This window comes from Pseudomonas sp. F007 (assembly GCF_057814275.1).
Genome location: NZ_JBVATA010000005.1, coordinates 179,936 through 199,244, shown reverse-complemented (window position 1 = coordinate 199,244; position 19,309 = coordinate 179,936). Strand labels below are relative to the sequence as shown.

16 protein-coding genes and 2 pseudogenes are annotated in these 19,309 nt (G+C 56.9%); 11 read left to right on the top strand and 7 right to left on the bottom strand.

The features are described from left to right. Window positions 1–89 precede the first annotated feature (89 nt). The 4 genes from ACZYR5_RS13775 to ACZYR5_RS13760 all read left to right on the top strand — a co-directional run bounded on the left by ACZYR5_RS13775 (window position 90) and on the right by ACZYR5_RS13760 (window position 4,274). The gene (locus ACZYR5_RS13775) at window positions 90–1,790 is read left to right on the top strand and encodes an FAD-dependent monooxygenase (RefSeq protein ID WP_489090519.1); all 1,701 of its coding nucleotides are present in this window, start codon (window positions 90–92) and stop codon (window positions 1,788–1,790) included. 10 nt (window positions 1,791–1,800) lie between these two features. Then, entirely contained in the window at window positions 1,801–1,989 is a 189-nt protein-coding gene (locus tag ACZYR5_RS13770; RefSeq protein ID WP_489090518.1) for a DUF2783 domain-containing protein, read from the top strand. A gap of 75 nt (window positions 1,990–2,064) precedes the next feature. After that, window positions 2,065–3,414, top strand: coding sequence for an MFS transporter (locus ACZYR5_RS13765; protein WP_489090517.1), 1,350 nt, complete (start codon window positions 2,065–2,067; stop codon window positions 3,412–3,414). 50 nt (window positions 3,415–3,464) lie between these two features. Further along, window positions 3,465–4,274 carry a helix-turn-helix transcriptional regulator gene (locus ACZYR5_RS13760; protein ID WP_489090516.1) on the top strand — a complete coding sequence of 270 codons (810 nt, stop codon included), beginning with the start codon at window positions 3,465–3,467 and terminating at the stop codon, window positions 4,272–4,274. A 120-nt stretch (window positions 4,275–4,394) separates the two neighbouring features. Here the strand turns inward: ACZYR5_RS13760 and ACZYR5_RS13755 are convergent, their stop codons facing one another. Next, window positions 4,395–5,315: a universal stress protein gene (locus tag ACZYR5_RS13755; protein WP_489090515.1), complete on the bottom strand. Its 921-nt coding sequence runs from the start codon at window positions 5,313–5,315 to the stop codon at window positions 4,395–4,397. A 290-nt stretch (window positions 5,316–5,605) separates the two neighbouring features. Here ACZYR5_RS13755 and ACZYR5_RS13750 point away from each other — a divergent pair, with 290 nt between their 5' ends. Both ACZYR5_RS13750 and ACZYR5_RS13745 read left to right on the top strand, forming a co-directional pair. Further along, complete coding sequence (locus ACZYR5_RS13750) at window positions 5,606–5,848, top strand: hypothetical protein (RefSeq protein ID WP_489090514.1); 243 nt, start codon at window positions 5,606–5,608, stop codon at window positions 5,846–5,848. Window positions 5,849–5,931: 83 nt separating this feature from the next. Then, complete coding sequence (locus ACZYR5_RS13745) at window positions 5,932–6,855, top strand: universal stress protein (protein WP_489090513.1); 924 nt, start codon at window positions 5,932–5,934, stop codon at window positions 6,853–6,855. Window positions 6,856–6,908: 53 nt separating this feature from the next. Here ACZYR5_RS13745 and ACZYR5_RS13740 read toward each other — a convergent pair whose 3' ends face one another. Further along, window positions 6,909–7,472, bottom strand: coding sequence for a GNAT family N-acetyltransferase (locus tag ACZYR5_RS13740; protein WP_489090512.1), 564 nt, complete (start codon window positions 7,470–7,472; stop codon window positions 6,909–6,911). Window positions 7,473–7,696: 224 nt separating this feature from the next. On the opposite strand from ACZYR5_RS13740, the gene ACZYR5_RS13735 reads away from it, so the two are divergent. The 3 genes from ACZYR5_RS13735 (at window position 7,697) to ACZYR5_RS13725 (ending at window position 11,221) form a co-directional block, all read left to right on the top strand. Further along, a complete protein-coding gene (locus tag ACZYR5_RS13735; RefSeq protein WP_489090511.1) occupies window positions 7,697–8,602 on the top strand; it encodes a universal stress protein in 906 nt (301 codons plus the stop codon). Between the two features lie 187 nt (window positions 8,603–8,789). Next, complete coding sequence (locus tag ACZYR5_RS13730; RefSeq protein WP_489090510.1) at window positions 8,790–9,701, top strand: universal stress protein; 912 nt, start codon at window positions 8,790–8,792, stop codon at window positions 9,699–9,701. A 107-nt stretch (window positions 9,702–9,808) separates the two neighbouring features. After that, on the top strand, window positions 9,809–11,221 hold the full coding sequence (locus ACZYR5_RS13725) for an MBL fold metallo-hydrolase RNA specificity domain-containing protein (protein WP_489090509.1): 1,413 nt from the start codon (window positions 9,809–9,811) through the stop codon (window positions 11,219–11,221). Between the two features lie 39 nt (window positions 11,222–11,260). Here ACZYR5_RS13725 and ACZYR5_RS13720 read toward each other — a convergent pair whose 3' ends face one another. The 4 genes and pseudogenes from ACZYR5_RS13720 to ACZYR5_RS13705 all read right to left on the bottom strand — a co-directional run bounded on the left by ACZYR5_RS13720 (window position 11,261) and on the right by ACZYR5_RS13705 (window position 15,167). Then, window positions 11,261–12,004: a helix-turn-helix domain-containing protein gene (locus ACZYR5_RS13720; RefSeq protein WP_489090508.1), complete on the bottom strand. Its 744-nt coding sequence runs from the start codon at window positions 12,002–12,004 to the stop codon at window positions 11,261–11,263. A 270-nt stretch (window positions 12,005–12,274) separates the two neighbouring features. Then, window positions 12,275–13,183: an amino acid ABC transporter substrate-binding protein gene (locus ACZYR5_RS13715; protein ID WP_489090507.1), complete on the bottom strand. Its 909-nt coding sequence runs from the start codon at window positions 13,181–13,183 to the stop codon at window positions 12,275–12,277. Window positions 13,184–13,229: 46 nt separating this feature from the next. Further along, window positions 13,230–14,570: pseudogene (gene potE, locus ACZYR5_RS13710) on the bottom strand (putrescine-ornithine antiporter). 429 nt (window positions 14,571–14,999) lie between these two features. Then, the gene (locus ACZYR5_RS13705; protein ID WP_489090506.1) at window positions 15,000–15,167 is read right to left on the bottom strand and encodes a DUF2256 domain-containing protein; all 168 of its coding nucleotides are present in this window, start codon (window positions 15,165–15,167) and stop codon (window positions 15,000–15,002) included. Window positions 15,168–15,462: 295 nt separating this feature from the next. Here ACZYR5_RS13705 and ACZYR5_RS13700 point away from each other — a divergent pair, with 295 nt between their 5' ends. Next, a complete protein-coding gene (locus ACZYR5_RS13700; RefSeq protein WP_489090505.1) occupies window positions 15,463–16,245 on the top strand; it encodes an APH(3') family aminoglycoside O-phosphotransferase in 783 nt (260 codons plus the stop codon). A 224-nt stretch (window positions 16,246–16,469) separates the two neighbouring features. Here ACZYR5_RS13700 and ACZYR5_RS13695 read toward each other — a convergent pair. Further along, window positions 16,470–18,890: pseudogene (locus tag ACZYR5_RS13695) on the bottom strand (ATP-dependent Clp protease ATP-binding subunit); the annotation flags it as partial. Here ACZYR5_RS13695 and ACZYR5_RS13690 point away from each other — a divergent pair. Further along, window positions 18,783–19,277 (top strand): DsbA family protein, encoded by a 495-nt coding sequence (locus ACZYR5_RS13690; protein WP_489090504.1) that lies wholly within the window; start codon window positions 18,783–18,785, stop codon window positions 19,275–19,277. The pseudogene ACZYR5_RS13695 and the gene ACZYR5_RS13690 sit on opposite strands and share 108 nt — an antisense overlap. Window positions 19,278–19,309 lie beyond the last annotated feature (32 nt).

Sequence of the window (19,309 nt, the reverse complement as noted above, 5' to 3'; positions counted from 1 at the left end):
GACATCCCCGTCACCGCGCTCCGCTTAAAGTCATCTCCACTTGCGCACCGGCTCACGCCCATAACCATAAAAACCGGAGATGCATCGCGATGCACACCCCCCTCGCCGAGCCTCGTCGCTCTATTTATTTCGATTACCAGGTTTACCCTGCCCACACTGCCAGCGTCGGCGTCGAACCCGTCCAGCGTCACCCGGTGGTGATTGTCGGCGCCGGGCCAATCGGCCTGACCACCGCCCTGGACCTGGCGCGCTATGGCATCCCGTCCATCGTGCTCGAGTCGGAACGCCAGGTCAGCGAAGGCAGTCGCGCTATCGTGTTCACTCGTCGCTCGCTGGAAATCCTCCAGCAGGTCGGCGTCGCCGAGCGCGTCACCGAAGCAGGCCTGGGCTGGCGCTCGGGCAACTCGTTCTATCGCAACCAGCGGGTGTTCCGCATGGACGCGCCCCATGATCCGGACGATCGCTTCCCGCCCATGACCAACCTGCAGCAGCCTTGCCTGGAACAATTCCTGGTCGAGGCCTGCGACGCCAATCCGCTGGTGCAGTTGCGCTGGGGCAACAAGGTCGAGGGCATGACCCAGGCGGCTGACTACGCGACACTGGCTATCGACACGCCAGCGGGCGCCTATCGACTACAAGCCAACTGGGTGATCGCCGCCGACGGCGCGCGCTCGGCCATTCGCAGCCTGATGGGCCTGCCACTGGAAGGTGCTTCCTATGAAGGGCGTTTTGTCATCGCCGACATCAAGATCGAGCTGGACCTGCCGACTGAACGCCTGGCCTATTTCGATCCGCACTGGAATCCTGGCAACACCGTGCTGATGCACCGCGAGCCGGGCAACATCTGGCGCATTGATTATCAACTGCCCCGTGATGAAACGCCCGAGCAGGCGCTCGCGCCCGAATCCCTGCGCGAGCGCATCAACGCCCAGCTGAAGATTGTCGGAGTGGAAAATCCGCAGTGGGAAATGGACTGGTGCTCGGTGTATTCGGCCCGCGCATTGACCCTGCCGGACTACCTGCACAACCGGGTGATTTTTACCGGCGACGCTGCCCACTTGTTACCCATCTTCGGCGTGCGCGGGGCCAACACCGGTTTCCAGGACTGCCACGACCTGGGCTGGAAACTCGCGCTGTCGATCAAAGGCCTGGCCGGCCCGAACCTGCTGGCGTCCTACAGCGAGGAGCGGGTCGGGGCCGCGCGAGAAATCATCGCCGAAGCGGGCAAGAGCACCCGGTTCATGACGCCGCCGACTGCAGGCTATCGATTGCTGCGCGACGCCGTGCTGTCGCTGTCGCTGACCCAGGCATTCGTTCGCCCGCTGTATCACTGGCGCACATCGCGGCCCCACGACTATATGGATTCAGCCCTCAACTGCGGGGACGATGACAACCGGCGCTTCGGCGGCGGTCCGCATCAGGGTGCGCCCTTGCTCAATGTCAAGCTGGCCGACGAGGCGTTTCTTTTCGACAAGCTGGGCGCCGCGTTCTGCTTGCTGTATTTCACCGATGCTGCGCAGTTGCCGGCCGAGGTCCAGGCCCAGGTGCAAATCTTGCGCGAGCGCGGCGTACCGTTGCAGGTGTTGGCGGTGGCCAGCGCCGGGCAGTCCACAGTCGTTGGCGCAGACGCAGTGATCGAAGACCACCACGGCCACTTCAGCGAAAAATACGCCGCGCCCGCAGGCAGTGCCTATCTGGCGCGTCCCGACCAGCACGTCTGCGCACGCTGGCTGCAACTCGACGGCGACGCCTTGCGCCGAGCGGTCGACCTGGCCCTGGGTCATGAGTGAGGACAATAAAATGAACAAGCCGCAATTGAACATCACCGACGTCGAGCAGATCTACGACCACCTTGCCGAAACCCTCGATCAAATCGCCGAGGATCAGCGCCAACTGTTCCTGGTCAAGCTGGCGCTGCTCAGCGCTCGAGAAATAGGCGAGGGCAGGGCATTCCTTGAACTGACGCGCCAGGCCGCGCTCGACCTCTGACCTTCGCTCCATCGCCGCCGGCCCGTGCTCACGGGCCGGTGCGCCTTCCTATAACAACAATCAGGAAGTACCTCGATGACTCACCGTCCTATTGCCTCTGCGGTTGCCTCGGCCGCGGCCGGCGCCCACGATCGCTGCCAACAGGTGTGCAAGAAAGTCTCCCGGCGGTTGCTGGCTTTTCTGTTCGTCTGCTTCGTGCTGTCGTTCCTCGATCGCATCAACATCGGCTTCGCCGGCCTGACCATGATGGGCGACCTCGGGCTGACCGGCACCCAGTTTGGCCTGGCCTCGACCTGTTTCTATATCGCCTATATCTGCTGCGGCATTCCCAGCAACATGGCGCTGGCCCGGATCGGCGCGCGGCGCTGGATCGGCAGCCTGATGATCGCCTGGGGCCTGGCGTCCACCTGCACCTCGCTGGCCACCGACGCCACTTCCCTCTATTTATTACGGACCCTGGTCGGCATCACCGAGGCCGGGTTCCTGCCAGGCGTGTTGCTGTACATGACCTTCTGGTTTCCGGCGGCCTACCGCGCCCGGGCCAACGCACTGTTCATGATCGCCATGCCATTCACTGCCGGTTTCAGTTCGGTGCTGTCGGGTTTGATCCTGGGCATGGACGGAATATGGGGCTTGAAAGGCTGGCAGTGGCTGTTCGTGCTGGAAGGCTTGCCCTCGGTACTGATGGGTTTTGTGGTGTTCTACTACCTCGATGACCGTCCGCAGCTGGCCAAATGGCTGGACCGGGAAGAGCAGCAAGTGCTTGCACAGGCGCTTGCCGCGGAGCGCAGTGATGCGGGGCAGGGCAGCGGAGGCCGTCCGCGCAGTCTCTGGAGCGAGCTGTTGTCGCCACAGATCCTGCTGTTCTGCGTGGTGTACTTTTGCCTGGTCAACACCCTGGCGATGATCGCGGTCTGGACGCCATTGATCGTGAAAAGCTTCAACAGCGCCAGCAGTAACGGTGTAATTGGCTTGCTGGCGGCCATTCCGCAGGTCTGTACCATTGTTCTGATGGTGATCTGGGGCCTGCATTCGGATCGCACCCGCGAACGCCGCTGGCACCTGGTGCTGCCGATGTTGCTGGCAGCGGCGGGGTGGATACTCACCGCGTTGTCCGCCTATCCACCGTTGCAACTGCTGGGTGTGTGCATGGCGGCAAGCGGTTCCTACACGGCCATGTCGATTTTCTGGACCACCCCTGACCAAAGCCTGAGCTTCCAGGCCCGCGCCGTGGGCATCGCGGTGATCAATGCAATCGGCAATATCGGTTCGGCGGTCAATCCGCTGGTGATCGGCTGGCTAAAGGACCTGACCCAGGGCTTCGGCTCCGGCTTCGCCTATGCCGCGATCCTGATGATCCTCGGTGCCTTGTTGGCGTTACGCCTGCCGATCGGCGGACGAGTCGGTGTGCCGGCGGCGCGCTGAAGGGTGGTAAAGTCGCGCCTTCGAGCGCTCAGACTCTCAGGTAAATCGTCATGCAGTATTGGCCATTACGCTCCAGCAGCAGTGATCACAGGCTGAACATGGGGCACGCGGCCAATCTGCTGGCGAGAATCGGCCTGAACCGCAGCAAATTCCTCGCGGCGGACTTGCTGCAAGTCATTGGGCCCAGCGTTCCGCTGGCCCAATGCACCATCTTCGCCTACCCACAACGACGCAACCCGCACGTATTCTCGTTCGCCGACCGCGCACGAGAAGTCTCGCTGCCGGTCATCTCCAACAAATACGCCCAGCGTTTCTATGCCCAGGATGGCAATCAACAGGCCATGAACCAAGGCACGGCCGGGGCGAACATCATCGTCCAGCGCCAGGCCATCGACGACATCAGCCACGGCGAATACCGGCGTATCTGCTACGAACAACCGCAGATTTCCGAGCGTGTCGCCTTGCTCACCCATTGCGAGAGCAACCGCTGGCTCTCGGTGAACTTCTACCGAGGCCGCGAACACGGGCATTTTTCGGCAGGGGAGATGCACTACCTGGAAACCATCGCACCCTTGCTGATCCAGGCCGTGCGCCTGCATTACCACGCTTATCTGCAAGCCAATGAACTGCCGTTGTTGCTGACCGAAAGGGTGATTCGGCAACAGCATGTCGAACTGACCTTCCGTGAACAGGAGTTGCTGCGGCTGATCATGTGCGGGCTTGAAGTGGAAGACATTGCCGAACAACTGGGTGTGAGGCCGATGAGTGCCAGCACCTATATCAAGCGTTTGTATCGCAAGTTGGGGATTGGGGGATTGCGGGAGTTGTTTGGGTTGGCGACTAGGGCGGAGTGGGCTTGAGCGCGATTCCCGGCCCTCTGATTGGGATGCTGGCGGCAGGATTGAAGCTCAGCTCCAGATATCGCGCTCCCCATAACGCAATGATTCCAGGTCATTGTTTGATACCGCGTTTTCCATCGTTCAGATTTTTTCCGGGGAAACCACCCACACGCTGCAGGGCAACTTGTACAGCAAATGTTCCACCGTACTGCCAACCAGACGCTCCATTGCGCGGTGACCCACGCGTCCCATGACAATCACATCGATGTCGTAGGCCTGCGCGTAGCTGAAAAGCACTTTCGCCGGATTGCCCATGATCATGTGCTGGCGCTCCGGCGGGATGCCGTTACGGTCAGAAAGGTCGCAAAACGCCGCAGCCTGCGCATCGAACAATGTCTTGGCTTTCGCCGAGGAGAAAAACGTCGAGCCATTACTGAAACCGAATTCGTCCGCACTGATACGGGAAAGGTCATGGGCGTAGAGCACGTCCAGTTCGGCGTTACAGGTGCTGGCCAGCTTGGCCGCCTCGCGCAGAATTCTGTCGTTGAAGCCCTTGTACTGCTCATCGGAATGAAACGGGTCTACCGCGGCGACGATCTTGCGCGGCAACACATTGCGCACATGACTGACAAAATGCAGCGGTACCGGACACTCACGCAGCAGGTGGATATCCAACGGCGTAAACATCAGGCGTGACAACAGTGATTCGTGTTCCAGCGCTTTGATCAGAACGGTCATCGGCTGTTCGTTGAGATGTATGAGGATTTCCTGCAACGGCCTTTCGACCCATACGACTTCGGTGGTGACGTGCACACCGATCTTGCGCAAGGGGCGAGCGTGGTCCTCGAGCCATTGCCGATGGCGCTCGACATAGGCCAGTTGCATCTGCTCCAGTGCTTGTCCGTTAACCATACCGGCGGTCGCCAGCCCTTCCAGATAATCGAACGCCACGATGTGCAGGGCGGCGGCCGAAGCTTTGGCCAACGCGGCGGCCCGGGCGAACGCTGGGCTGTTTTCCATCAGTGGCGAGACGACCAACATGAAACGTGATTGATCAGTCATGACAAATCTCCGGTAGGTCATCGTGCAATCACATGCGCCGATGGCTGGGGCGCTGTTGAACGATGAAATTGCTTTTAGGCTGCCGCCGTTCCGGGCGCCGGGTTTGATCTTTGTCAAGTCGAAGGGAAAGGAGGGTAGTGCGCCGACGCGTGGTAATCCGGATTTCACTCCATGGGCAAATGGTTGACCATTATCAATCTTTCGTCTGCGTCTTCAGCGCAGTCTTTGGGCTCCTGCAGCCCTTGGGTTACCTGCGAAAAGCTGATGCTCGATGCAATAAGGAGGACTCTATGATCATTGATATCACGGAGAAACCGGCAAGCCATTGCTGGGTCGTGTGCATGGATGCCTATGAAGTGAACTTCAACAGCCTGGGAGAAGCGCAGGCATTTGTGGGCGTACTCAAGGCTCGCATCGACGCACCTCATGTCTGGCCAGGTGCTGATCGCCGGATAGACAACACAAGACGGACCCTCGGCCGTCAAACGGCTTACGCCGATGGCAAGCGCGTTTTCGCCGAGCCCGTGGAGTAACGACGATCAGCTGTTCAATACCCGCAACAGATCAATCTGTGACGTTGTCACGGGATTGAAATGGCCGCGAGCCGAGGTGCCCCATGTCGCAGACTCGACGTTTACTCTTGATCGCTCCTCCCGCCATGACTCGCACCCCAGCCTTTGATCGGGCCGCGGCGTTGGCGCAGGTGATGCGGTTGCCCGTGCATATCGTGGCGTTCGACTATTCGCAGGCCTTGGCGGTGGCCGGGTTGTTCGCTCCGGAGCAATTCGCGTTGGCCCGGGATGGCTATCTGCAAGTCCATCGCCAATGGCTAACCGATCAAGCCGGATTGATGAGCAAACATGGCGTGGAGGTCACGAGCGAGGTGGTCTGGGTTCAGCAGCCATTCGAGGAAATCCTGAACTTCATCAATGAGATGCCCTTGACGCTGATCATCAAGGACGCCCAGGAAGAGTCTGCATTCAAACGCGTGTTTTTCACCCCGCTGGATTGGCAACTGCTGCGTGATTGCCCGGTGCCGGTGCACCTGGTGACCACGGCGTTGAATGCCCGACCTCGAAACGTATTGGCCATCATTGATGTGCTGCGGGATGAGAATCAGGACGCGGTGTTCAATAACCAGATTATCGATGCCGCCGAAAAGCTCGCGGCGCTCTGTGGTACCAATCTTGAACTGTTGCATGTGTATGACTGGACGACGATATACGCCCAGGACATGGGCTTTGCTGCATTGCCTTTGGCCACCGGGATCTATGACAAGTTGGGAGCGGCCCAGCATGCAGCATTTGCGGCCATTGCTGAGCGCCACGGTGTGCCGCCGGAGCGCAGGCACTACATAGAGGGAGCCCCTGTACCGAGTATTTGTGAATTTGTCGGTGAGCACGACATCGATGTCATCGTCATGGGCACGCTGCAGCACAAGGGGTTGAGCAAGCGACTGGGCACCACGGCCGAGCAACTCCTGCATCGGGCGCCGTGCAGTGTGCTGGCCATAAAGCCAGGGACACGGGTGCAATCCTGAGCGGATGATCGCCCCGTGATGAGCCAATGGCCGGAACATCGCGGGGCGACTTTTTACAAGGCAAGCCGGTGAATGACCTGATGACTGTCGTCGGGATCGTTGTGCGCGTCGAAACCCAATGCCTTGGCCAGATCACGCATCCGCGCGTTGCTGGAGGCGTCCACCGAGTACATCTGGTGAAAGCCGTTTTTTCGGGCCGCTTTGATCAGGTGTTCCATCAGGAGTGTACCCAGCCCCAGGTGGGTCCATTCATCGGCGACCGTCACGGCACATTCGCACTTGTGCTCGCCGGTGGCTGCGTAACGGCTGATACCAATCTCGATCAGTCGCCCGTTGTCATGGACCAGGGCGATATAGGCCACACGCCGTTTATTGTCAGTGTCCATCAACTGATTGAGCATCGCAGCCGCGGGTTCGTTGATCTGCGCGAGAAAACGCATGTGTCGGGATTCGGCGGATAGCCGTTTGATGAAGGCATATTCACGGTCGCGGTCCTTTTGCGCCAGCGGCCGAATCAGCACGTGGCGACCGTCCTTGAGCGCTTCAATCCAATGTTGCCCAGTGACCGCGGTGTACGCGGCCGCGGCCCGATCATTGTGGTCTTTGGCGGTAAGCATGAGGGACTCCTCCCGTGTGGTTGGCAAGCCGAGGACGGGGCAAAAGTGCCACGTGTGATTGCTTTTCTACACCGTTGTCGGCGCCCTGATCTGATCTGGATCAGACAGTTGTGCCTGCAACACGGGTTGACCCGTACTTGATGTAAATCAAACCGCTGCGGATAAAGGCGCGCAGTCTTCAACCATCCCGGCACGGTATGACCGGAGACGAACGGAGGTGTGTGATGGGCCACTATCAACGATTTCTGCTTATTGCTGACCCAACCCTGCATCAGTCTCCTGCCCAGCTGCGCGCGGTCGCATTGGCCAGGACGACCGGGGCCGTGCTGGACGTGCGGGCCTTTGTCGAACCGGTGCCGGTGGTGCATTTATGGCAAGACCAGATCGACGAGGCAGAGCAACAGCGCTACTTGCGGCGCTATCGCCGCTGGGAGGCCGAGGAGTTGGACCGGCTCAGCGACCTGGGGCTGCAGGCCACGGTTAAAGCCATCTTGACGACCCATCCACTGTTGGACATTTTGAAGACGGTCGAGGATCTCAAGCCCGATCTGCTGATCAAGGATGTCACCCTTGAACCCGTGCTGAAGCGGGTGTTCATTACCCCCCTTGATTGCCACTTGTTGCGTGAATGCCCGGTCCCTGTGCACCTGGTCAACCAAGTCCGATACAGCCTGCCTCACAGGGTTGTCGCAGCAGTCGACCCGTTCGACCCTTCGACACATATCAGCGGATTGAACGACACCATTATTCAGACGGCGAACGCCTTGGCCCTGCAATGCGATGCACCGTTACACCTGCTGTACGCCTGTGATTTAACGCCCGTTTTCAATGGCGACGCACCATTGGCTGTTGGCGGTTGGGGCGTGGACCTGGTCGAGCAGTTGCGGCAATCGTTGCATCAGGCGTTTGTTGAATTGGCGCTGCGATATGGCGTACCACCCGAGCGCCGGCATTTCGTCATGGGGCTGCCGGTGCCGGTACTCAGTGAGTTCGTCGAGCAGTACCTGGCCGATGTCGTGGTGATGGGCACGGTGCACCGCACCGGTGTTGACCGACTGATCGGTAGCAACACAGAACGAGCGCTGTACTCAGTGCCCGGCAGCATTCTGGCGGTAAGGGCCAATCGCTGATCAAGCGACCCCATTTACCGGCGTGCACCATGAAGGAGTAGACCAACGCGAAGCTGATGCGTGGGCCAGCAGAGCGCCGGAGTCCTGCCATTGCCGACAGCGGTTGATTCGTTGATAAAAGTCAGATTTTCCCTCGTCTGTTCACCCAATAATCAACGGGCAGACAGGCCCCAGGGCGAGGTGCGTGATGCTCAAGCTCAAACGCATTCTATTGTTCGCTCCAAGCGAAATGACCCATACCCCGGCGTTTGAGCGTGCACGTGCCCTGGCATGTGCAACCGGTGCGTTGTTGCACATTGTCGCATTCGATTATGTTCAGGCATTGGCGGTAGCCGGGCTGCTGGATCACGACGCGATGGCCAAGGCCCGAGAAGGTTATTTGCAAGTGCATCGTCATTGGCTGGAGCAGCAGGCACGTTTTTATCGATGCGGCGGGCTGCGCGTGAGCACCGAAGTGGTCTGGGCCAAGTCGAGCCTGACCAACCTGCTGGATTATGTGAGTGACTTCAATCCGGACCTGGTGATCAAGGACACCCATTACGTGCCATCACTCGACCGAGCCTTTCACCGCCCTCTGGACTGGCGCCTGCTGCGCGAGTGTCCGACGCATCTGCATTTCGTGACCAGTGCCAGAAACCCCAAGCCCTTGAAAATCCTGGCGGCGATCGATTTGTCCCATCTTGAGGAGCTCACACAGGGTTTGAATGACCGACTGGTCGATCTGGCTTCGACCCTGGCGGCCAGTTGCGGCGCCGAGTTGCACCTGCTTAATGTCAGTCGTTGGTCAGAGATCAGTGGTGTACTGATGAGTGTGCCGACGGGCAGCCTTGATGACAGTTTGAGGGCTGCGATCGAAGACACTCAGCAAGAGGCTTTCGATGTGCTTGCCGAGCGCTATTGCGTCAAGGATGCACATCGACATCTGCTGACGGGTATTCCTCACAAGGTCATTGGGTTGTTTGCACAGCAGCATGCCTTCGACATGGTGGTGCTGGGCACGGTTTATCATCACACGCCTGCACGACTGATTGGCGATACCGTCGAGAGCCTGCTGAACCGGGCGCCGTGCAGTTTGATGATCGTCAAACCTCTGCGCTGATTCGGTTGGAAGAGGTGCTATCGCACCTACAGTTGATAAAAATCAACTGACCCAGAGCCGTAAGGAGCAATCAATAACGTTCCTCTGAATGATCAAGGTCAAAGGCCATGCGAATCACATTTCTAGGTGCCGCAGGTACGGTCACGGGTAGCAAGTATCTGTTGGAGCATGGCAGCCAACATGTGCTGGTTGATTGCGGTCTGTTCCAGGGCTACAAGCAATTGCGGCTGCACAATCGCGATCCATTTCAGCTTCCAGTCAGCGCTCTGGATGCCATAGTGCTGACCCATGCCCATCTTGATCACAGCGGCTATTTGCCCGTTCTGGTGCGCAATGGTTATCGCGGCCCGGTGTATGCCACGCCCGCTACCTGTGAGTTGGTGAAAATCCTGCTGTTGGACAGTGGTCGCCTGCAGGAAGAGGAAACTGAGTTCGCCAACCGGCATGGCGTCTCGAAGCATCACCCGGCGCTGCCGCTTTATACCGAGCAAGACGCCAGCCAGGCACTGAAACTGTTGTGTCCGGTGGAACTGCACCGCAGCGTTAAAATACTTCCGGACATGACCATTCTGTTTCGTGGCGCCGGGCATATTTTGGGGGCGGCCACCGTGGAAGTGAAAGCCGACGGCCTGGCCCTGGTGTTTTCAGGGGATTTGGGCCGGCCGGACGATCCATTGCTGTTGGCTCCCGAAAGGGTCGAGCAAGCAGACTATCTGCTGGTGGAGTCTACCTACGGTGATCGGCTACATCCGGTCGAGGTGCCAGAGACGCAATTGGCCGACGTTATCACCCGCACGGCACTGCGCCAAGGAATTACCCTCGTGCCATCTTTCGCGGTTGGGCGCGCTCAACTGCTGATGTATCACCTGTATCAGTTGAAGTGCAAACGGGTGATCCCCGATATTCCCATCTACCTGAACAGTCCAATGGCCACCGATGTCACGCGGTTGTACCAACGTTTCCGGAGCGAGCACAGATTATCTGCGCAAGACTGCGAAGGCATGTGCCATGTGGCGCAATTCGTAAACACGGTCGATGAATCGAGAGCGCTTGATCAGCTACGCACCCCCGCGGTGATTATTGCCGCCAGCGGCATGGCGACAGGTGGGCGGGTGGTCCATCACCTCAAGGCACTGGCGCCCAATCCGAGTAACACCCTGCTGATGCCCGGTTTTCAGGCCGGTGGCACCCGTGGAGCGCAAATAGTTGCGGGCGTGCGTTCGGTGCGAATCCACGGCGAGGATGTACCGATCCGTGCCGAGGTGGTGCCGATGCAAACGCTGTCCGCACACGCCGACGCTGATGAAATCATGCAGTGGCTGCGTGGGTTCAAACGACCGCCGAAACATACCTTTGTCGTCCATGGCGAGCCTAACGCGTCGGATGTGCTGCGCCGACGCATCAGCCTGGAGTTAGGGTGGTCGGTGTCGGTGCCGGAGTATCGCAATAGTGTCGAGCTCCCGAGCGTTGATCTCACCGTTTGTGCTCCACGCTTACCCGAGCAGGCGCCGTCGCTTTGATGAAGATGACGACTGATCCAGTCATGTCAAATTCGAACATCAACGAATGTGGCGATGGCAGCCGAAGACCAACTGCTTGAGTCCCTCATAATCGTGGATAGTCACCTCGCGTCCGTTGAACTCCACCCATCCTTGATCACGCAGATGGGCGATACCGCGACAGATCGTTTCCAAACGAAGTCCTAAATAGGAACCGATTTCCTCTCGACGCATTTTCAGTACAAATTGACTGGATGAATAGCCACGGATACTCAGTCGCTGCGAAAAATTAAGCAGGAATGCCGCAAGGCGTTCGTCCGAGTTCATATTACCCAGCATCATCAGCATCTCGTGATCACGCACGATCTCCCGACTCAAAATCTTGTTCAAGTTGTGCTGAAGCGAAGGTAACTCTCGGGCAAGTTTTTCGAGGTGCGCGAAATGGATGGGGCAGACCTCGCTGTCCTCCAAGGCTATGGCATTGCACGCGTGTTGATCGCTGCAAATAGCGTCCAGTCCGAGCATCTCCCCTGGGATCTGAAACCCCGTCACCTGCTCACGACCATCGATAGACAGCACACTGGTTTTAAATGAGCCGATCCGTACAGCGTACAACGAGCGCAATGGGTCGCCTGTGCGGTAAAGTGCGGCGCCTTTTCTGACCCTGAAACGCTGGACGATCAGCGTATCCAATTGCGCTATTTCTTGACCTGTCAGCCCAATGGGCAAGCACAATTCTATAACGCTGCAATTAGAACAAGCAGCTTTGAGGTGGTGCGTTTGATTCGAGTTGGAATCATTCATTTTTGCGCACCGACTCGAGGGTGAAAGCAAGTATAGTCCGCCAATGCCGCCGATAAGCGGCGTCTGACAACATTTGGGAATTAACAATCGAAGCTAATAATCAAAGGTGGGAGAGTAGTGCAATTTTTGAAAATAAGTGTCATTCGTTCTCTGTGCTCCCGCACAGGGGATATTCCACGGAAAGTGTTAAACCTGCTTGGCCAAACGGGGAGTTCATTGCGTATTAAGAGCGTTGTAATTATCCCGAAACGCCGTGAACGGTCGTTTAATTCACTCGGGAATAGCGTAGATATTGATCAATCGTTTTTCCTCCTCGCTCATGCCCCCAAGGTGTTTTTTATAGGCCTGTTCGATTTCGCCTGAACGGTACATCTCGCTGAGCGCGGTATCGACGAACAAGCGGAAATCTTCGTCATCTCGGTCGAGGGCCATCGCAGTCGGTGCGTATTCAAATATACGGTCGAGCAAGATCAGATTTTCGGAGGCGCTCCGTGTGCTCAGTCGTTGGCGCAGTAACATGCGTTCAGCAAAGAACACATCGGCTTTGCCTTTGCTGACCAGTTTCAATCCAGCGTCTGTATTCTCTACAGTGACCAGTCTTGACATCATCCCCAGTGATTGCATCTTCTGACGAATCCAGGTTTCGGTGACTCCACCCGCAACGGTAGCGAACGTTGCACTCGCCAACCCACCGTTGATGGTTGCCCGCCAGGTCGGGCCGGTACGTGCAACCTTGCCATTGAGCACATTAAACAACCCTTCCGGTGCATCCTGGCGGACCACCGACGAGAGTCCTGCCGTGTAGATCGGTACGGAATAACTGACGGATTTGCGTCGTGACAGGGTAGGGGGCGTCGGTGTACACAGTATGTCAACTTTGCCCGAACTGACCGCATCGATGATTTCATCGAGCCTTACGGGCATGTAGTGCACCTGCAACTCAGGGAGCTGTAACCGGGCCTTGAGTTTTTCGGTGATTTTCAAACACAGTTCAATGGCGTAGCCACTGGCGGTGTCGCCGGATTTCAGACTGAAGGGTGCAAAGTCAGGCACATAGCCGAGGGTCAAGGTATTGCTCGCTTCGACGCGTTCCAGAGTTTTAGCGGAGGCGAATGGCGTCCCCATCATCAGAAGGCTGGCAACCAGAAAAGGAACAATGGTGACAGTTTTTATATTCATATCCTGAGACCCCGATTTCAGCCACCGATGAACCCTGAAGTTAACGTTACGCTTGACCCGTTGTTTCTCTCGAAGATGGCTCCTCCTGAACAAAACGTCTGGCGAGGAAACCGTAGAGTAGAAAGCCGAATGCCAGGACTATGGCGCCACCGAACACTGCATCCTTACCACAGGCGAAGAGGGCGTAAAGTGAATAGGCTACGGCAATCAGTAACAAAAGCGTATTGCGTACATATACGCTGGTGCTGACGCGAGCTTTGTACATCATGACCAACAGGCCGGTCGCGGCCGTCACGTAGGGTATCAAGTTGGTCACTGCAGCCAGATTGACAAGTTTTGCAAACTGAGTACTTGCATCAGGTGAAATGGTCGACAGCGCCATCAGGCTCTGGAGCACTGCGCACACAATCATTCCGAAAATAGGGGCGTCTCGTTTGCTGATCTTGCTGAAGACTGACGGAAACATCCGTTGATCCGCGGTCATTTTTGCAGTCTGGGCCAAGGTGAACTGCCAGCCCAGCAGTGAGCCGACGCAGGCCATAACGGCCAGCACCATGATGATATTGCCGACAGCGGGGTTGAACATCCGTGCGTAGACCAGTGCAAAGGGCGCCGATGAATTGGCCAGTTCGGTATTTGGGATGATGCCTTGAATGACAGTGGTCGACAGTACATAGACAATCGCCGCACCCAACGTACCCAGCAAGCAAGCCAACGGCACCGTATGTTTGGGATTGTCGACGGCGTCGGACGCCTGCGCGGCCGACTCCATGCCGAGGAAGGCCCACAACGTCAAGGGTATGGCCTTGCTGATGGCATCCTGGATCGGCAGGTTGTTCGGGTTCCAGGCGGCGGCAAAAACATCAGGTTTGAACTAGTACCAGCCGATAATGCTCAAGCCTGCGACCGGAATGATGACGCCCCAAACGGTAATTGCTCCGATCCTCCCGGTAATGCCCGGCCCACCAAAGTTGGCTACGGTGGTCAACCAGAGCAAGCTGACCGTACCGACAAACAGCGGCACGGCGCCACTTCCGAGCCAGGGGAAAAAAGCCGTCATGTAGCCAACCGCGGAGATCGCGACGGCCACATTGGCAATCGCCAGCGAAAGAAAATAAAGGTACGAGCATAGGAAAAAACCGGACTTGGCGTGCGCTTCTTCGGTATAGGCAGACAAACCACCCGGTCGCGGGCAGAAGATTCCGCACTGGGAGAAACAGTAGGCGATTGCCATGGAGCCGATAGCGGTCACAACCCATGACAACAACGACACGGCACCCAGTTGGGCCATGCTCGTGGGTAACAGGATGATGCCTGACCCCATCATGTTCACGGTCACCAGGGTGGTCAGTCCCATGAGGCTCATTTTTTTGTTCGAGTCGGCCATCACATACTCCTTGGTCTGATCAAAGTAAGCTTGCAATGCTCATCTACGAAGTACGCTACCTCGGTAGCAAGCGGTCTATCTGACAATTGTCAATTTAACGATTGGCCAGCCGAGCAACCCAGGATTGGCACTCAGACCATGGAGTACAACACTCAATAAAATAGTACACATCGCCGTACGCGTTTAACGGATATTCCAGGACCCTGACACCGAACACGATTGTGGCCAGGCCTCGAGGTCCGAACCCACCATCGCGCCAATCCCCAACTATTCACTTGGAATGACTTTTACCAGCGTCGGTCGCAGGCTGGTGAACTACGCCACGAGCGGTACTGGAAACGCTTGTGGATCTCCCTTTGATCAATCCGCATCGCTATCGACCCAATAGCGCCGGCAGGCGCGAGCTGGTTTTCGTGAAGGGTTTCGAGTTCATCCAGCAGTTGGGGGGGGGATGACATGGCGTCCGCTGCTTCTGCGCCTTTGGCAACGCTGCGAGCAGTAGCGCACTTCAGCCCAACAGCGCGCCCATTTCTTGCGCCAGGCGAAAGGCAATCCGCAGACCGCACACGCCTTTACGGGCAGTTCACTCTTTTTCAAAACAACTCCCCAGCATCAAGTTTGGCGAGCAGTTTCTGGCCCCGTTTCCAGAGCGCTTGCTGCTTCGATTCAGTCATACGATCGAGGTTTTTATAGACCATGCCCATGCGCTCATTGCTGCGTAAAAGTCAGCGAGAAAGGAATGCGTAATCATTTATAAAACCATCACAATAGGGGAGGTCACACCAAGTCATCGTCCTGAACTGGGCGCCCCTAAATAACTCAACTAAATGGTTGTTTAGTTGAGTTATAACTAGGATGGATAGATAAAGGGCAGGGTACAGCGCCAATACGTATGAATAGATCAAGTAAATTACCCATAGAAATTGCACGTTTCATTGGCTACTCCGCACTTATAGCCGACGAAATAGGTGAATCGCCTGCGAGTGTTTTCAGCTTCGACCGTGGCAGTGAACGCTTCTTTCTCAAAACCAGCGCTGCAACCTTCGCGCCCACGACTTACAGCGTCTTGCGCGAAGCCCGTGTCCTGCAATGGCTGGATGGGCGATTAGACGTCCCGGAGGTTGTTGTCGTTGCCGACACCGACCAGAGCGAATTCATGATCACGCGATGCGTACCAGGCGAGCCGATCGGAAATCGCCTGCACAATCCAGCCGTGGCCCTGGAGTTGTTTCGCGAAGCGCTGAGGCAAATGCAAGCGGTGTCCATCGCTGATTGCCCATTCGACAGCAGCGCTACCGTACGCCTGACAGAACTCCAGTATTTGCTCGCACATGACCTGCACGCCAAAGAACACGACCTCAACCAATGGCCAAACCTGAATACCCCCGAACTCCTCATGTCTCATCTACGCGCCACAATGCCCAATGAGCAACCGGTATTCAGTCACGGCGATCTGTGCGACGCCAATGTCTTCGTCGATGCCAAAGACCAACTGCATTTCATCGACCTGGGGCGCGGCGGCATCGCAGACCGTTGGCTGGATATTGCATTTATCCATCGCAACTTGAGCGAAGACATCTCACAAAACGCCGCAGAGATTTTCCTTGAAGGATTGGGTGAGTGTGATGAATCAGCGAGGCGAGAATTCTTTGAGCAGTTGGATGAGTTGTTTTAGATTTGCGTTCGGAGGGAATCGGGGTGGGACTGGGTTGTCACAGGTTGAAATCTGACTTGGGCTGACCCTGGCGGGAATACAGGATACTTCGCATAATGTATATTATGTTAAATCATGAACCATGTCAGAATTGCCTTCTACAAGAAGTGGCTGCCCACCTCTGTGCGAGGTGGGCATGTGATGGTCGACAGGCGCACTCCCAGTGCTACGTCACTGTGGTGAGGCTAAGTCCCAGTCTGTGCAGTCGGTGCCAGATTATCTGGCGGTTGCGGAGGACTACTGTTTTCGGTGGTTTTTGGCGTACCCACTCCCGCTTTATTGAAGATCACGGCGCTACGCGCCTTGTCATAAACCAGCTCGACACTGTCGCCGGCTTCCAGCTTGCCGGCGAGCATCTCCTTCGCAAGGTGCGTTTCGACCAACTGACGAATCTGACGTTTCAACTCGCGTGCGCCAAACTCAGGCTGATAACCAACATCCGCCAGATGATCAATGAGTGAACCACCAATCTTCACGGTGATGTTCTGTGCCGCTGCGGTTCGAATGACCCGATCAAGCTGAATGGTCACAATCGATCGGATGTCGTCGCGGGTCAGAGCGTGGAACACGATGATGTCATCGATACGGTTCAGGAATTCGGGACGGAAATGCCCTTTCAAGACCCCCATCAATTCATCACGTAACGCTTTATCCGTAAGGCGCTCACCTTCGGGGCGCTGAAGGTTCTCCATGATGACGGGAGAACCCAGGTTACTGGTGGCAATGATGATCGTATTGCTGAAGTCCACAACCCTTCCCTTGCCGTCCGTGAGACGCCCGTCGTCGAATACCTGCAGCAATACGTTGCTGACATCCGGATGCGCCTTCTCGATCTCGTCGAGCAGAATCACACTATAGGGCTTGCGACGGACACGCTCTGTTAACTGACCGCCTTCGTCGTATCCCACATAACCGGGTGGCGCACCGATCAACCGAGCAACCGCATGACGCTCCATGTACTCCGACATATCAATACGAATGATCGATTGCTCGTCACCAAACACCGTTTCCGCCAACGCTTTGGCAAGTTCGGTTTTGCCGACGCCCGTAGGACCCAGGAAGAGAAACGTGGCAATAGGCCTGTTGGCTTGGCCAAGGCCGGCTCGAGACAGCCGAACGGCATCGCTGACCGCGAGCACAGCATCTTCCTGTCCGACCAGCCGACTACGCAAAGCGTCTTCCATATTCAACAGTTTTTGACGCTCTTCCTGCGTAAGCTCGGTCACGGGAATTCCGGTGAGTCGGGACAGCACCTCGGCAATTGACTCCAGGGTGACCTCAAGGGTTTCGGAGCCTGTCTTGCGCTGCCAGGCTTCAGTTTCCTCTCCCAGTTTCGTTTGTTTTTGACCAATGCGCTCTTCGAATCCTTTGGATTCATCAAAACGTTTGCGCGAGGATGCATAATCCTGTTCACGTTTAAGTTGCGTGATTTCGGCTTCCAGCTCCTGAATGCTGGCTGGCCGTGAGGACGAACTGATTCGAACGCGGGCGGCTGCCTGGTCGATCAGGTCAATGGCTTTATCCGGTAGAAAGCGTGAGGTGATGTAACGATCCGACAGCTCTGCTGCCGCCACAAATGCTTCATCGGCGAATGTGACCTGATGGTGAGCCTCAAGCTTGTCGCGCAGCCCCCGCAGGATAATGATGGTCTGTTCTACGGTGGGCTCGGATATCAGCACAGGCTGAAAACGTCGTTCAAGCGCCGCGTCTTTTTCGATGTGTTTTTGATACTCATTGAGTGTCGTCGCACCGATCAAACTCAGCTCCCCGCGCGCCAATGCGGGTTTCAGCACGTTGGCAATGTCCAGACCGCCCTCCTCACCACCCTGCCCCGCGCCAACGATCGTATGTAACTCGTCGATGAACAGAATAAGCTCCGAGCTTTTCGCGGTGACCTCATCAAGCAGTTGCTTGGCTCGCTCCTCAAATTCACCACGGTATTTGGAGCCCGCAACCATTGAGTTCAGGTTGACTTCAACAAGCCGTCTGCCACGCAGGATCTCAGGGACATCGCCCTTCACTATTCGCTGTGCAAGCCCTTCAACGATGGCCGTTTTACCGACGCCAGGTTCGCCAATCAGGACCGGATTGTTCTTCCTGCGCCGCGCCAGCACCTCAATGGTATTTTCGATTTCCTGCGCACGCCCCAGTACGGGATCCAGTTTGCCCTCACGCGCCAATGACGTCAGGTCGCGACCGAACTTGTCGAGTGTCGGTGTTCCCGTCGGGGTGTCGACTCGCCCATCCTCGGCGCCCTTACCCACCACCTTGACCACCTTCTGCCGCAAGGCTTCAGGCGTTACGCCGTATTTTTTCAGCAATGTCCCGGCAATACTTTCCGGTACCGAGGCAAGCCCGATCAACAAATGCTCCGGTCCAACGTATGAGTGTCCTAAATCACGAGATGCCTGGAACGCAGAATTGAAAACTTTCTTCAGGCGTGGCGAGATGCTCATCTGATCCACCGGGGACTGGGTCTGCGCCGTGCCTCTTTGCGCATGTTGATCAATGTAGCCTTTGATCTCTTCCCCAGAGAGCTTCAGCTCCTTGAGCAATGTCCCTATTGCGGTGAAGCATATTGGATGGTCAAGAATCTGCAACAGCATTTTTGCGATGACTTGCTGTTCGTATTCCGTAACTTTCCACTGACCACCGCTCACCCCCATGCGATGGCTGCAGCTGTCACCGCTGAGTTTGCCGGGAGTCGAGGATTCTTCTGGGAGGCTCACGACGAATTGTATGAAAATCAGGATCGATTGGGCCTGCCGCTGTTTCGGGCCATCGCTCTAAAACACGGCCTCTCCGACGAAGAACTCTATCTTGCAATGCAAGACGGTACTTACGTGCCCAAAATAAAGTCTGATTTTAATGGCGGCGTACGCAGCGGCGTGAATGGCACCCCAGCGTTTTACATTGATGGGCTTCGTTATGACGGGGCTCCCGAGTTCACCGAGATGCGTCAGGTGATTGAACTTTTGTTAGTGCGTGGATAATGCGAGACAGTGACATAGGCCTGGCATCAACC